General features: G+C 71.0%; 13 protein-coding genes. 7 read left to right on the top strand and 6 right to left on the bottom strand.

The genetic code is table 11. From position 1 onward, the window contains the following. The first annotated feature begins 69 nt into the window (after positions 1–69). Positions 70–1,362, top strand: coding sequence for an Hsp70 family protein (locus EEY80_RS07820; RefSeq protein ID WP_126976029.1), 1,293 nt, complete (start codon positions 70–72; stop codon positions 1,360–1,362). Here the strand turns inward: EEY80_RS07820 and EEY80_RS07815 are convergent. Further along, positions 1,335–1,619 (bottom strand): ArsR/SmtB family transcription factor, encoded by a 285-nt coding sequence (locus EEY80_RS07815; protein WP_126976028.1) that lies wholly within the window; start codon positions 1,617–1,619, stop codon positions 1,335–1,337. The genes EEY80_RS07820 and EEY80_RS07815 overlap by 28 nt on opposite strands. Positions 1,620–1,787: 168 nt before the next feature. Then, complete coding sequence (locus tag EEY80_RS07810) at positions 1,788–2,735, bottom strand: LysR family transcriptional regulator (protein ID WP_126976027.1); 948 nt, start codon at positions 2,733–2,735, stop codon at positions 1,788–1,790. Positions 2,736–2,977: 242 nt separating this feature from the next. Between EEY80_RS07810 and EEY80_RS07805 the strand changes: the two genes are divergently transcribed. The 6 genes from EEY80_RS07805 to EEY80_RS07780 all read left to right on the top strand — a co-directional run bounded on the left by EEY80_RS07805 (position 2,978) and on the right by EEY80_RS07780 (position 9,112). Further along, complete coding sequence (locus EEY80_RS07805) at positions 2,978–4,207, top strand: MFS transporter (protein ID WP_164738183.1); 1,230 nt, start codon at positions 2,978–2,980, stop codon at positions 4,205–4,207. 201 nt (positions 4,208–4,408) lie between these two features. Then, positions 4,409–5,242 (top strand): phosphonate ABC transporter ATP-binding protein, encoded by an 834-nt coding sequence (phnC, locus tag EEY80_RS07800; RefSeq protein WP_407920722.1) that lies wholly within the window; start codon positions 4,409–4,411, stop codon positions 5,240–5,242. A gap of 52 nt (positions 5,243–5,294) precedes the next feature. Then, entirely contained in the window at positions 5,295–6,188 is an 894-nt protein-coding gene (phnD, locus tag EEY80_RS07795) for a phosphonate ABC transporter substrate-binding protein (protein ID WP_126976025.1), read from the top strand. Positions 6,189–6,290: 102 nt separating this feature from the next. After that, positions 6,291–7,139: a phosphonate ABC transporter, permease protein PhnE gene (gene phnE / locus EEY80_RS07790; RefSeq protein ID WP_126976024.1), complete on the top strand. Its 849-nt coding sequence runs from the start codon at positions 6,291–6,293 to the stop codon at positions 7,137–7,139. Position 7,140: 1 nt separating this feature from the next. Further along, a complete protein-coding gene (gene phnE, locus EEY80_RS07785; protein ID WP_126976023.1) occupies positions 7,141–8,493 on the top strand; it encodes a phosphonate ABC transporter, permease protein PhnE in 1,353 nt (450 codons plus the stop codon). Between the two features lies 1 nt (position 8,494). Continuing rightward, complete coding sequence (locus tag EEY80_RS07780) at positions 8,495–9,112, top strand: LbetaH domain-containing protein (RefSeq protein WP_126976022.1); 618 nt, start codon at positions 8,495–8,497, stop codon at positions 9,110–9,112. Position 9,113: 1 nt separating this feature from the next. Here the strand turns inward: EEY80_RS07780 and EEY80_RS07775 are convergent, their stop codons facing one another. From EEY80_RS07775 to EEY80_RS07760, 4 genes are all read right to left on the bottom strand, one after another. Beyond that, positions 9,114–9,860, bottom strand: coding sequence for an ABC transporter ATP-binding protein (locus tag EEY80_RS07775; protein ID WP_126976021.1), 747 nt, complete (start codon positions 9,858–9,860; stop codon positions 9,114–9,116). Next, positions 9,857–10,846, bottom strand: coding sequence for a FecCD family ABC transporter permease (locus tag EEY80_RS07770; protein ID WP_126976020.1), 990 nt, complete (start codon positions 10,844–10,846; stop codon positions 9,857–9,859). The genes EEY80_RS07775 and EEY80_RS07770 overlap by 4 nt, the downstream gene beginning before the upstream one ends. 3 nt (positions 10,847–10,849) lie before the next feature. After that, complete coding sequence (locus tag EEY80_RS07765; protein WP_407920725.1) at positions 10,850–11,593, bottom strand: ABC transporter substrate-binding protein; 744 nt, start codon at positions 11,591–11,593, stop codon at positions 10,850–10,852. Positions 11,594–11,743: 150 nt separating this feature from the next. Further along, positions 11,744–13,645, bottom strand: a complete 1,902-nt coding sequence (locus EEY80_RS07760) for a TonB-dependent receptor plug domain-containing protein (RefSeq protein WP_126976018.1) — start codon at positions 13,643–13,645, stop codon at positions 11,744–11,746. Positions 13,646–13,722: the final 77 nt, after the last annotated feature.

The raw sequence follows: 13,722 nt of genomic DNA, 5'->3' as shown, positions 1-13,722 counted from the left end.
GCCGGCTGAGCCCGCTTGCATCGCGGCCCGCGAGGCGCTACCAGCGCGCCCTTCCCCAAGGGTGCGACCATGACCGCCACAGCTGCAACCGACACGCTTGCCGTCGACTTCGGCACCTCGAACTCCGCCGCCGCCGTGCTGCAGGACGGGCGGGTGCGGCGGCTTGCGATCGAACCCGGGGCGGAAACCCTGCCGACGGCGGTGTTCTTCCCGGCCACGGGCGGGGCGATGCGGATCGGCAGCGCCGCGGCGGAGGCGCTGGTGGCGGGGCAGGAGGGGCGCTACATGCGCGCGCTGAAAAGCGTGCTGGGCACCACGTTGCTGCATGAATCGCGGCTGATCGGCGGGCGGCGACGGACGCTGGCCGACATCGTCGCGGCCTTCCTTGCGGAACTGCGGCTGCGGGCCGAGGCGGCGGCGGGCCGGCCCTTCCGCCGCGCGCTGTCGGGGCGGCCGGTGCATTTCCACTCCAACGACGCCGCCCGCGACGCGCAGGCCGAGGCCGACCTGCGCGCCTGCTATCTGGCCGCGGGGTTCGAGGCGGTGGACTTCCTGCCGGAACCCGAGGCGGCGGCCCGGGCCGCGCCGGGCGCGGGGCTGGGGCTGATCGTCGACATCGGCGGCGGCACCTCGGACTTCTCGCTGTTCGAGACGGGGGCCAAAGGCGGGGTGCGGATCGTCGCCAGCCACGGCATCCGGCTGGGCGGGACGGATTTCGACCATGCGCTGTCGATGGCCCATGCGATGCCCGCCCTCGGCCATGGCGGGCAGTTGCGGCGCGAGATGGGGACGGGCCTGCTGCCGGTGCCGAACGCCGTTTTCGTCGATCTGGCGACCTGGGCGAAGATCCCCTTCCTCTACACGCCCGATACCCGGCGGATGGTGGCGGGGATGGTGCGGCTGGCCGCGCCCGGCACCCGGCTGGACCGGCTGGCCACGGTGCTGGACGAGGAGCTGGGCCATGACCTCGCCTTCGCGGTGGAGCGCGGCAAGATCGCGGCGAACGCCGGGGCGGCGGGGGCGGCGGTGGACATGGCGATGGTGGAACCGGGCCTGTCGGTGCCGGTGACGGCCGCCTCGCTCGATGCCGCGCTATGGGCCTATCGCGGCGATCTGGCGGCGGCGGCGGCGGAAACGCTGCGCCTGGGCGGCATCGCACCGGGCGCGGTCGACCGGGTGATCCTCGTCGGCGGGTCGAGCCTGATGGGACTGGTGGCCGACGAGGCCGCGCGCCTGTGCCCCGCCGCAACCGTCGAACGGTCGGAGGCCTTCACCGCCGTGGTCGACGGTCTGGCCTTGGCCGCGGGCGAGGCGGTGGGCGCGGCAGGGGGCGTTCAGCGCCCTTCGCAGAACATGGCGTAAAGCAGCTGCACCAGCCGTTCGGCCTTCGGGTCATGCAGGGAATAGTAGATCGCCTTGCCCTCGCGCCTTGTGCGGACCAGCCCTTCCGCCCGCAGCCGGGCCAGCTGCTGGCTGACCGCCGCTTGCCGCGACGACAGAAGCTGTTCCAGTTCGGTGACCGACCGTTCGCCCTGCGCCAAATGGCACAGGATCAGCAGCCGGCCCTCATGCGACATCGCCTTCAGGAAGGCCGCGGCCTCGCCCGCGCGGGCGGTCATGTCCGGGGCATCCGCGGGTGGCGGCGAACCGGGCGCAGCCTGCGCGCGCGGGGCTCGGGCGAGGAGGGGTCGATCTGGCATGATTAAGGCGATGTAACATCCGCGGCCCGCCTTTTCCAGATCGGCACCGCCGGCATCGGCGGCTTCCCCCCGTGGCCCCGCCGGGTGTCAGTCCCGGCCATCCGGCAGGGCCACGGCGCAGGGTTCCGCGGCCAGGCCGTTGTCGCGCAGATCCTCGGTCAGATGGTCGATGAAGGCGCGCAGCCGGGCGGTGGCCGATTGCGGCGAGGGATAGACGAAATGCAGCTCGCGCCGGTTGCCGATCCAGCCCGGCAGCAGATGCACCAGCCGCCCCCGTTCGATGTCCCGCCGCACCAGGAAATCGGGCAGCAGCGCCGCCCCCGCACCCGCCAGCGCCGCCTCGCGCAGCGCGAGGAACGAACCGATGGCGAGCCCCGCCGCCGGATCGACCCGGCGGCGGATCTCGGGCCGGTCGATCCGCTCGAATTCCCATCCATGCGCGGCGGCGGGGCTGAGAACCACGGCCGGCAGGTCGCGCAGATCCTCGGGCTCGTTCAGGGCAAGGCCCGCGGCAAGCGCGGGAGCCGCGGCCAGGACGCCATGCACCTCGCCCAGACGGCGGGCGGCCTGACCGCTGTCTTCCAGCGGACCCAGCCGCACCATGCCGTCGAAGCCTTCCTCCAGCAGGTCCGGCGGCCGGTCCAGCAGCACGATGTCGAGCGTGATTTCCGGGTGGCGGGCGCGGAAACCCGCAGCGATCCGGCCCATGAACAGCTGGCCGAACAGCTGCGGCACCGCCAGCCGCAGATGCCCCTGCGGCGCGCTGCCCGAGGCGCTGAGTGCGCGGGCGATATCCTCGGCCTCGCCCAGCAGACGTTCGGCCCGTGCCGCCAGTACCGTGCCCTCGGCCGTCAGCCGCAACTGCCGCGTGGTCCGCTCGAGAAGCCGCACCCCCAGGCCCGCCTCGAGGTCGCGCACGCGCTTGGACACCGTGGACTTCGGAACCCGCATCAGCCGTGCGGCATTCGAGAACGAACGTTCGCGCGCGACGGTGCGAAAGACACGCAACGCGGTCAGGTCGAGGTCATAATCCATGATACTGCATAAACTGTTCAAGAATGGATGGCTTGAACACTAGCGGTTCCAGCCTTTATGCCGCAAGTGCATAATCGCTCGCGTGCCCGCGTCATGACGTTTCGGCGTCACGATGCCCCGGCGGCCCGCGATCTTCCCGACAGGACAGACCCATGACCGGAACACTCTCCCCGGCGGCAGCCGCGGCTTCGGCGTCATCGCCCGCAGCGTCCAGACCCGCGGCGTCCAGACCCGCATCCTCCATGCCCGCATCGGCCGTTCCGGGGCGCTTCGTCACCGTGTCGGTGCTGATGCTGGCCGCGATGACGATCATGGCCAATGCGACGATCTCGCCCTCGCTGCCGGGGCTGCGCGACCATTTCGCCGGAACGCCCGGCATCGACACGCTGGTGGGGCTGCTGCTGACGCTGCCCTCGCTGTCGGTGATGCTGACGGCGGGGCTGTTCGGGATGCTGGCCGACCGCACCAACCGGCTGGTGCTGGTGGGAATCTCGGCGGGCCTCTACGCGGCGGGCGGCGCCTCGGGGCTGGTCGCGGACGAGCTGTGGCAGCTTCTGGCCGGGCGGGCGCTGCTGGGCGTCGGCGTGGCCGGCACGATGACGCTGGCCATGGCGTTTTCGGCCGATCTGTTTCACGGGCCGGCGCGGGCGCGCTTCATGGGGCTGCAGGGCGCCTCGATGTCGGCGGGCGGCATCATCGTGCTGCTGGCGGGCGGCCTGCTGGCCGGGCTGCACTGGCGCGGGGCCTTCGCCGTCTACCTGCTGGTGCTGCCGATCGCGGCGATGGCGATCGTGGCGCTGGCGCGTCATGCGCGGCAGGCGGCGGCGCAAGCCGGGCACCGCGCCGGGCCGGGCGGGCATGACGTCGCACCGGGCGAACTGGCCGAGGGGCCGTTTCCCTGGGGCGTCTTCAGCTTTGCCAGCGGGCTCGCCTTCCTGTTCATGGCCTCCTACTACGCGATCCCGACGCTGCTGCCCTTCCGGCTGCAGACCATCGGCATCGACAACACCCTGCTGGTGGGGATGGTGCTGGCCGCGGGCACGCTGACGGCACTGCCGGGGTCGCTGTTCTATGGCAGGATCCGGCGGCACGTCTCGTCCATGACGGTCTTTGCCGGCAGCTTCCTGTTCATGGGGGCGGGCCACGCGCTGATCGGCCTGTCGGATGGCGTCGGCGGGATCGTGGCCGGGGTGCTGCTGATCGGCATCGGCATGGGGCCGGGCATGCCCAACTACACGACCTTCGTGATGAACCGGGTGCCGGCGGCGATGCGGGGCCGGGCGGCGGGCTTCCTCGCCACGGCCTTCTTCGCGGGGCAGTTCGCCTCGCCGCTGGTCACGCGGCCGCTGGTGGCGGCGCTGGACATTCCGGGCATGTTCCTGACCATCGGCCTCGCCCTCGTCGTCCTCGGTGCCGCGCTGTCGCTGCGCGCGCTTTCAGACTCTCGGGCCCCCCGGACACTCGGGGCCTGAGGGACCGGTCGCGGCGGATGCGTTCCCCCGCCGCGACCGCCGTCCCCCCGCAGGGCGGAGGACCCGCGGATGCCGGCCCCCGCGCGGCCGGACCTGCCGCGGCGCAGAAAAACGCGGGCGAGCGTCATCAAACATTCACAGAATTTTAGCATCTCCGTTTGATCGGGGCCGTAGACCGCCCCCGACAGGAACGGGGGCTCCATGCTGATCAGCGTCGAAGGCGTGACCAAGGTCTTCAGCCGGAATACGGCCGTGGACAACATGACCTTCGCGGTGGACCGGCCCTGCATGATCGGCATCATCGGCCGGTCGGGCGCCGGCAAGTCGACCTTCCTGCGCATGATGAACCGGCTGACCGACGCGACCGCCGGCCGGCTGCTGTTCGAGGGCCGCGACGTGCTGGCCCTGAAGGGCGCCGACAAGCGCGCCTGGCAGAGCGAATGCGCGATGATCTTTCAGCAGTTCAACCTCGTGCCGCGCATGGACGTGGTGTCGAACGTGCTGCACGGCCTGCTGAACCGCCGGGGCACCCTGGCCACGATGTTCAACCTCTGGCCCACCGCCGACATCCACCGCGCCATCGACATCCTCGACCGGCTGGGCATCGCCGAACAGGCGCCGAAGCGGGCCGAGGCGCTGTCGGGAGGCCAGCAGCAGCGCGTGGCCATCGCCCGCGCGCTGATGCAGGACCCCAAGGTGATCCTTGCCGACGAACCCATCGCCTCGCTCGACCCGATGAACGCGCAGGTGGTGATGGACGCGCTGCGCCGCATCCACGAAGAGGACGGCCGCACCGTCATCGCCAACCTGCACACGCTGGACACCGCGCGGCGTTATTGCGACCGGGTGATCGGGATGCGGGCCGGGCGGATCGTCTTCGACGGCACCCCCGACCTGCTGACCACCCAGGCCGCGCGCGAGATCTACGGCGCGGACGACAGCTTTTCCGAGGCCGCCACCTCGACCTCGATCGACACGCTCGAGGCGAATGCGCCGGCCGAGTCCGCCTTTGCCCAGCGGATGCTGGCAGACTGATCCCCACCCTCGGGCCCGAGCCACGGGCCGAGGCCAACAACCGGAGAGACCCATGAAGACGCTTGCTGCCGCCCTGCTGGCCACCGCGATCGCCGTCCCGGCCGTCGCGCAGGACATCACCGAATTCAACATCGGCCTGCTGGGCGGCGAAAACGCCCAGGACCGCATGACCTCGAACGAATGCCTGCGCGTCAAGCTGGAAGAGGCGCTGGGCGTGCCGGTCAAGATCTTCACCCCCGCCGACTATGACGGCGTGATCCAGGGCATGCTGGGCGGCACCATCGACGTGTCCTGGCTCGGCGCCTCGTCCTATGCCAAGATCTACCTGACCGACCCGGAAGCGGTCGAGCCGGTGCTGGTCAAGCAGAACGTGGACGGCTCGATCGGCTACTACTCGATCGGCTTCGCGCGCAAGGACTCGGGGGTCACCTCGCTCGAGGACATGAAGGGCAAGGTCTTCGGCTTCGGCGATCCGAACTCGACCTCGGGCTACCTGATCCCGAACGTGGAAATCACCGCCGCCGGCTATTCGATGAAACCGGGTGAATATTTCGGCGACGTCAAGTTCACCGGCGGCCATGAACAGACCATCGTCGCGGTCAACAACGGCGACGTGGATGCCGGCGTGACCTGGGCCGACGGTCTGGGCAACTGGGAAGACGGCTACAACTCGGGCGCGCTGCGCAAGGCCGTGGACGCCGGTCTGGTCGACATGAACGACCTGGTCGAGATCTGGAAGTCGAAGGAAATCCCCGAAGGCCCGGTCGCCCTGCGCAAGGCGCTGCCCGCCGACGTCAAGGCCACGGTCACCCAGATCGTCGCCGACCTGCACGAGACCGACCCGGATTGCGCCTATGGCGTCGCCGCCGGCGAGGCCAAGGACTTCATCCCGGTCAAGCACGAGCAGTATCAGTCGATCATCGACGCGCGCAAGCTGACCAACTGAGTTTTCGATGACGAGCGGGCGGGCCTCCGACACCTATCGGGCGGCCCGTCCTTTTCTTGTGGGCGGACCCGTCAGCGACGGGCGGACCCCGGAGGCAGGCGCATGACGGAACTCGCGGCGGGCGGCATCAAGGCCGACTACATGGCGATGGTTCGCCGGCGCAGGATGTATTCCGGCATCCTGATGATCGTCTTCGTGGCGCTGCTCGCCTCGGGCTTCCGGGTGGCGAACGACCGCAACGCGGGCGGCTTCTTCGACGGGCTGCACCGCGTTCTCGACTTCCCCTCCGAACTGGTGGCCGAGGCGGTCGAGAAGGCGGCGAACCTTCCCGCCAACCTCGTGACCTATGTCCCGGCGCTGATCGAGACGCTGAACATCGCCGCCGTCTCGACGCTGATCGGGTCGCTGCTGGCGATCCTGCTGGCGCTGCTGGCGACGCCGGGCCTGTCGCTGTGGCCGCGCGCGATCCCGGTCTTCCGCCGCATCCTCGACATCATGCGCGCGATCCCCGACGTGGTGATCGCGCTGATGCTGATCTTCGTGCTGGGCGGCGGCCCTGTCCCGGCGATGCTGGCCATCGCCTTCCACACCACCGGCGCCCTGGGCAAGCTGTTTTCCGAAGTGGCGGAGAATGCCGATCTGAAGCCGGTCGAGGGGCTGCAATCCGTGGGCGCCAGCTGGTTTCAGCGGATGTGGCTGGGCGTGATCCCGCAGGTCGCGCCGAACTGGCTGTCCTATGCGCTGTTGCGGTTCGAGATCAACGTGCGCGCCTCGGCGATCCTCGGCTTCGTCGGCGCGGGCGGCATCGGATACGAGCTGAAGATCGCCATCGGCTGGGGGCAGGGGCGCTATGACGCCGCCGCCGCGATCTTCCTGCTGTTGTTCCTGACCATCGTGGTGATCGACCAGTTTTCCAGCCACATGCGCAACCGACTGGTAAAGGGGCACTGACATGGCGTTCACGACGGGCGCGACCCCCGATGCCGGCTTCGACCTGGCCAGCGCCCGCCGCGGCGCCGAACGGCTGATCGCGCGCAAGCGGATGATCGCCTTCGGCGCGCCGGCGCTGGTTCTGGCCTATCTGGTCTACATCTTCTTCGCCTTCGACATCGCAGGCCTCGCCGCCCGTGCCCGGCCCGAAAATGCCGCGGTGCTGCTGTCGGACATGTACAGCCACAAGACCCATGTCGAGCGCGACAACCGCACCGGCGCCGTCGAGGTGGCCATCGAGGGCGAGCGCAAGGGCACCTATCCCGCCGACGCCTGGCCGGCCTGGGTCACCCCCGCCGGCGCGGGCACGACCGTGGTGACGCTGGGCCACGGCCAGACCGTGACCATCGCGCCCGAGGATGTGCGCTTCGTCACCGTGGATGGCGAGACCTACCGGATCGTCCCCGCGCAGTCGGGCATCGTGCTGGACACCCCCGATGGCGAGGTGCCGGACTGGATCAGCGCCTCGAACACCCGGGTGATGATCACGACCGAGGGCGGCCGGCTGACCGTCACCAAGGCCCGCACCGAGGTCTTCCGCTATTTCTTCGGGTGGGAGCTGTTCTTCTTCACCCTCGACAGCCCGTTCCACGGCCGGTCCTTCACCGAACTGGTCGGGATGGCCTTTTCGGACGACGAGGTCCGCCCCGGCGTGTCGAACGCCGCCGCGATCTGGTCGGACTTCTGGAACAACTCGATGTGGCGGCACCGGGACGTGGCCTGGGCCTTGTGCGAAACGGTGCTGATGGCCTTCCTCGGCACGATTTCGGCCGCGATCATCGCCGTGCCGCTCGCCTTCCTGTCGGCTCACAACTTCACGCCGAACCGCCCTGTCCTGTTCGGCATCCGCCGCATCTTCGACTTCCTGCGCGGGGTCGATGCGCTGATCTGGACCATCGTTCTCAGCCGCGCCTTCGGGCCGGGGCCGCTGACCGGGTCGCTTGCCATCCTGCTGACGGATACCGGCAGCTTCGGCAAGCTCTTTTCCGAGGCACTGGAGAATGTCGACGAAAAGCAGGTGGAGGGTCTGCGCTCCACCGGGGCCAGCGCGCTGCAGCGCAACCGCTTCGGGGTGATCCCGCAGGTCGCGCCGGTGATCCTGAGCCAGGTGCTGTATTACCTTGAATCCAACACCCGCAGCGCAACCGTCATCGGTGCCATCGTCGGCGGCGGTATCGGCCTGCTGTTGACACAGGCGATCATCACCCAGAAGGATTGGGAAGAGGTCACCTATTACATCGTGCTGATCGTGATCGTGGTCATGCTGATGGACACGCTGTCCGGCTGGCTGCGCCGCCGCCTGATCCGGGGATAGGATGCCGAAACTCTCTGCCGACACGCCGCTGATCCACGAGGGCTGCGAGGTGGTGGACAGCCGCTTCGGCCGGTATTGCGAGGTGGGGCAGGGCAGCCGGGTGCTGCATTCCGACTTCGGCGACTACAGCTATTGCGACCGGCAGGCCGATATCGCCAATACCGGCATCGGCAAGTTCGCCAATATCGCCGCGATGACCCGGATCGGCCCCACCGACCATCCGATGACCACGGCGAGCCTGCATCATTTCCTCTACCGCTCGGCCGATTACTGGGACGATGCGGGGCCGGATACAGGGTTCTTCGCGCATCGGCGGTCGCGCCGCACCGTCATCGGCCATGACACCTGGATCGGCCACGGCGCCATCGTGAAGCCCGAGGTGACGGTGGGCCACGGCGCCATCGTCGCCGCGGGCGCGGTGGTGACCCGGGACGTCGCCCCCTACATGATCGTGGCGGGCGTGCCGGCCGTCCCGCTGCGCGAACGGTTCCCGGCGGCGGTGGCCGACCGGCTGATGGCGCTGGCCTGGTGGGACTGGGATCACGACCGGCTGCGCGCCGCGCTCGACGATTTCCGGGCGCTGCCGGCGGAGGCCTTTCTCGAGAAGTTCGGCGGCTAGGTCACAGCAGGCCCAGCGTCTGGAACAGCGGGCCGTCGGGCCCCTCGCTCAGTTGCGCGCGGATGCCGAAGACCCGGGCCAGATGCGCCCCGGTCAGCACCGCGGCGGGCGGACCGTCGGCCACGATCCGGCCGGCCTGCATCATCACCAGCCGCGTGCAGTGCCGCGCCGCCAGCCCCAGATCGTGCAGCGAGGCCAGCACCGCGCCCCCGGCCGCGGCATGGGCGGCGAAGACCTGCATCGTGGCGATCTGCTGGGCCGGGTCCAGCCCCGCCACCGGCTCGTCGGCCAGGATCAGCGGCGCCTCCTGCGCCAGAACGCGGGCGATCAGCACCCGCGCCTGTTCGCCGCCCGACAGTTCGGTCGCCGGGCGGGCGGCGAGGTCCGCCAGTCCCATCGCCGCCAGCGCCCGCTCCACCGCCGCGCGGTCGGCGGGACCGGCGGACCCGGCATGGGCGACGCGGCCGAGCGCCACCACTGCCGCCACCGGCATCGGCCAGGCGATGTCGCGCTGTTGCGGCAGGAAGGCCGCGGCCCGGGCGCGCCGGGCGGGCGGCAGCGCCGCCAGCGATGCGTGCCCTTTGGCCGGGATCAGCCCCAGTGCGGCGCGCAGCAGCGTGGTCTTGCCGGCGCCGTTCGGGCCGATCAGCCCCACCACCTCGCCCGCGCCGATGGTGAGCGTCGCGCCCTCCAGCACCGGGCGGCCGGCGCGGGTGACGGACAGACGGTCGAGCGCGAGCAGGGTCATGGGCGCTCGCCCCGGCTTTTCAGGATCAGGTGCAGGAAGAACGGCGCACCCACCAGCGCGGTCAGCACCCCCAGCTTCAGGTCGCGGTCGGGCGCGATCAGCCGCACGGCGATATCGGCGGCCAGCACCACCGCAGCCCCGCCAAGCGCCGCCGCCGGGACCAGCCGCGCGGGCCGTGCCCCCACCGCGCGGCGCAGCAGATGCGGCACCACCAGGCCCACGAAGCCCACCGCGCCCGCCACCGCCGTGGCCGCGCCCACCAGTGCCGCCACGCCCAGCACCACCGCCAGCCGCAGCCGCGCCACCGGCAGGCCCAGCGTCGCCGCCGCATCCTCGCCCAGCGTCAGCGCGTCGAGCCCGCGCCCCGTCCCGGCCAGCAACAGCGCGCCCGCCAGCATCGCCGGCAGGGCGATCCAGACATGCAGCATCGACCGGTCGGCGAGCGAGCCCATCATCCAGAAGACGATCTCCGAGGCCGCGAAGGGATTGGGCGACAGCGACAGCACCAGCGCGGTGAAGGCCGCCGCCAGTGCCGAGATCGCGATCCCGGCCAGGATCAGCGTCAGCGACCCGCCGCGCGGCCCGGCGAGGCCGAGGATCGCCAGCACCGACACGACCGCCCCCGCCAGCGCCAGCAGCGGCAGCGCGGGCGGGAAGGCCGCGGCAAGCCCCGTCTGCAGCGCGATCACCGCGCCGAGCGCCGCCGCGGCCGAGGTGCCGATCAGCCCCGGTTCGGCCAGCGGGTTGCGCAGCAGCCCCTGCATCGCCGCGCCCGAGGCGCCGAGCGCCGCCCCCACCATCAGCCCCAGCAGGGCGCGGGGCAGGCGGATTTCCCGCATCACCAGCACGACCGCCTCACCCTCGCCGCGGAAGAGGGCGGCGAGGCTGTCGCCAAGGCCGATGGCGGCGGGCCCGGTCAGCAGCGACCCCGCGAACAGCAGCGCCACCGTCAGGCCGAGCAGCGGAAACAGCAGGGCGGGGCGCATCGGTCAGCCCCCCAGGCCAAGGGCGGGCCGCCGCGCCGCCAGATCGGCCGCCGCGCGCAGCACGAAGGGCGTGCCGCAGACCCAGTCGGCGCCGGTGGTCACATGCCGGCCCGGTGCCAGCGCCGCCAGCGCGGGATGGTCGAGCACCTCTTCCGCGCGCGAGGCGGCGGGGCGCCGCGCCGCCGACACGACCAGATCGGGATCGGCCATCACCAGCCGTTCCAGCGGCAGCGTGCCGCCCCGATGCAGCCCCGCCGCCTCGGCCACGTTGTCGAAACCCGCCAGCCGCAGGATCTGGCCGGCGAGGCTGGCATCGCCCGAGGTCCAGCCATTGGCGTCGTACAGCGCCGCGCGCGGCCGCCGCGCCGGGGCGCCGGCGGCGAGCCGCGCCAGATCGGCATCGAAACGGGCCAGCATCGCCGCCGCCTCGGCCTGCCGCCCCAGCAGGGCCCCCATCCGGGCGATCGCCGCGCGGATGTCCTCCATCCCGGTTTCCGGTGCGAAACTTTCCACCCGCACCCCCAGCCGGCGCAGCAGGTCCACCGTGGCCGGGTTGCTGAAGCTGCCGGCCAGCACCAGATCGGGCCGCATCAGGAAGATCTGTTCCGCCAGCCCCCGGTTCGCCGGCAGCGCCGCCGCGGCCCCGGCCAGCGCCGAGGCGCGCGGATCCGCCGCCAGATGCGAGACGGAGACCAGCTGCCCCGGCGCCGCCAGCAGCAGCGCCAGCTGGTCGGTGCAGAGGTTCATCGACACGACGCGGGCGGGGACGGGGGGCGTCTCCGCCCGTTCCGCCGGCAGGGCCGCCGGCACCCCGTCAGGTGCGGCCGGCCCCTGCCACAGCAGGAACCCGGCCGTCCCGATCAGCAGCGCCAGGATCCCCGCCCGCACCATGCCCGCCTACCAGTTCGCCGACAGGCCGATCCAGCCCGTGCGGCCCCGCGCGGCATAGCCCCAGGATTCGGAATAGTCCTCGTCGAGGAGGTTGGTCACCCGCGCGGTCAGACGGACATTGTCGGTCAGGTCGAACCCGCCGGCCATATCGACCGTGGTGTAGTCCGGCAGCTTCTCGATCCGCGAGGGGAAGGTCCAGAACTGGGTGTCGTACAGCCCCGCGACATGGCGCAGGTCGGCGCTGAGGCTGCCGCGCCCGTCCAGCACATCGAGCGTGGCGCCAAGGCTCAGCTCATGCTCCGGCGCGCGGGTCACCGGATCGCCCGCCTCGGTCTCCGCCTCGAGCCGCGTATAGGCCGCCCGCAACGCCAGCGTATCGGTGGCCTGCAGGCGCGCGGCCAGTTCCAGCCCCCGGCGTTCCGTCTCGCCGTCGATATTGACCGAACAGCTGTCCACCCCGCAGGAGCCGGTGGCGATCAGATCCTCGATCCGCTCGTCGAACAGGGTCACGTCCACCACGGCGCGCCCGTCCAGCAGCGTCGCCTCGATGCCGAGGTCGAGGCTGCGGTTGGTTTCCGGCTGCAGATCGGGATTGCCGACGCTGAAACCCGGAAAGCCGTAAAGCTCGCTGAAGGTCGGGTTGACCATGCCGGTGCCGGCCGATCCGTGCAGCCGCAGCCCGGTGCCCGCGATCCGGTAGCTCGCCCCAAGGTTCCACGAGGTGAAGTCCTTGAAGTCGCTGTTGTCGTCGTGCCGGATGCCCGCCTGCAGGTCGAGCCCGTTCTGCAGGAAGGCGCGATATTCCAGCGCGGCCGAGGTCGCGGTCTTGTCCTGCCAGTCGGTATAGCTGTCGCGATTGCGTTCCTGGGTGCGGTCGATCAGCACGTTGACCAGATGGTTCGCGGTGTCCGCCGTGCCGTCGATGCCGAAGCTGGCGCGGTATTTCAGCGCCTCGGTCTCGCCCTTGGCCACATAGGGGCCGAACGCGTCCTCGGAGGCGGATTTCAGCGTGCTTTCCGCATAGGACAGCCGGTGCGTCAGCCGTCCGTCCAGCGTCGACAGTTCGGCCCAGACCTCGCCCGTGCGTTCGTCGCGTTCGCCCCGCGGCACCGGGTCGTCGACGATATAGCTGTCGGCATCGGTGGCGAGGAAGCTGGACGAGTCGTAGTCATAGGTCTCGTCGGCGCTGCGCAGGGCGAAGCCCAGCGTCAGCGCGTCGGTCGCGGCGAAATCGCCCGACAGCGTGGCGGTGGTGCGTTCCAGCCCGTCCTTCTCGCCCCCGTCGCCCGAGACGTCATAGCCGTCGTCGTCGCGCGTGGCGATGGCGAAGGCAATGCCGCCCCGGTCGCCGCGCTGGCTGACCCGGGCGGAGCCCGCGCTGCCATCCTCGCCCAGTTCCACGGTGCCGCCGTAGTGGAGGCCCGGCGTCCCCTTGTCGGTGATGATGTTGATCACCCCGGCCGAGGCGTTGGAACCGTAGAACACGGATTGCGGGCCGCGCAGCACCTCGATCCGGGCGATGTTGGCGGTTTCCAGCCCCGACAGGACATAGGCCTCGCCTCCGCCCGAGGCCTCGACCCCGTCGATCAGGATCAGCGTGTGGTTGGCCTCGGCCCCGCGGATGCGGATCTGGCCGAAGCTCGGCTCGCTGGTCACGACGGACACGCCCGGCACCGCGCGCAGCGCCTCGGCCACGGTGGCAAAGCCGCGGCTGGCGATCTCTTCGGCGGTGACGACGGTATAGGCGCGGCCATAGGCATCGGCGGGCACGGGCGACAGGCCGCCCGAGATCAGCAGCCGGTCCAGCTGATAGCTTTGCGTCGCCTCCTGTGCGGCGAGCGGGGCGGCGAAGGGCGCGGCGGCCAGCGCGGCGGCGAGCGCGAGGGGCGACACCTGGGGTCGGGACATGGGTTTGCCTTCCAAAGCGGCGGGCGGTGCCCGCATGGACTGTCGAAGTCTCCGGAAGCGCATCGGCCCTCCGCAGA

Source organism: Frigidibacter oleivorans (assembly GCF_003993775.1).
GTDB lineage: Bacteria > Pseudomonadota > Alphaproteobacteria > Rhodobacterales > Rhodobacteraceae > Frigidibacter > Frigidibacter oleivorans.
The sequence above is the reverse complement of the archived record's forward strand: the minus strand, read 5'-3'. Positions and strand labels throughout refer to the sequence as shown.

Excerpts from the sequence above, each read along its gene's own strand:
- phnC (WP_407920722.1), top strand. The coding sequence starts at position 4,409 with ATGCTGATCAGCGTCGAAGGCGTGACCAAGGTCTTCAGCCGGAATACG.
- EEY80_RS07810 (WP_126976027.1), bottom strand. The coding sequence starts at position 2,735 with ATGGATTATGACCTCGACCTGACCGCGTTGCGTGTCTTTCGCACCGTC.
- EEY80_RS07760 (WP_126976018.1), bottom strand. The coding sequence starts at position 13,645 with ATGTCCCGACCCCAGGTGTCGCCCCTCGCGCTCGCCGCCGCGCTGGCC.
- EEY80_RS07780 (WP_126976022.1), top strand. The coding sequence starts at position 8,495 with ATGCCGAAACTCTCTGCCGACACGCCGCTGATCCACGAGGGCTGCGAG.
- phnE (WP_126976024.1), top strand. The coding sequence starts at position 6,291 with ATGACGGAACTCGCGGCGGGCGGCATCAAGGCCGACTACATGGCGATG.
- phnE (WP_126976023.1), top strand. The coding sequence starts at position 7,141 with ATGGCGTTCACGACGGGCGCGACCCCCGATGCCGGCTTCGACCTGGCC.
- EEY80_RS07815 (WP_126976028.1), bottom strand. The coding sequence starts at position 1,619 with ATGACCGCCCGCGCGGGCGAGGCCGCGGCCTTCCTGAAGGCGATGTCG.
- EEY80_RS07820 (WP_126976029.1), top strand. The coding sequence starts at position 70 with ATGACCGCCACAGCTGCAACCGACACGCTTGCCGTCGACTTCGGCACC.
- EEY80_RS07805 (WP_164738183.1), top strand. The coding sequence starts at position 2,978 with ATGCCCGCATCGGCCGTTCCGGGGCGCTTCGTCACCGTGTCGGTGCTG.
- phnD (WP_126976025.1), top strand. The coding sequence starts at position 5,295 with ATGAAGACGCTTGCTGCCGCCCTGCTGGCCACCGCGATCGCCGTCCCG.
- EEY80_RS07775 (WP_126976021.1), bottom strand. The coding sequence starts at position 9,860 with ATGACCCTGCTCGCGCTCGACCGTCTGTCCGTCACCCGCGCCGGCCGC.
- EEY80_RS07765 (WP_407920725.1), bottom strand. The coding sequence starts at position 11,593 with ATGAACCTCTGCACCGACCAGCTGGCGCTGCTGCTGGCGGCGCCGGGG.
- EEY80_RS07770 (WP_126976020.1), bottom strand. The coding sequence starts at position 10,846 with ATGCGCCCCGCCCTGCTGTTTCCGCTGCTCGGCCTGACGGTGGCGCTG.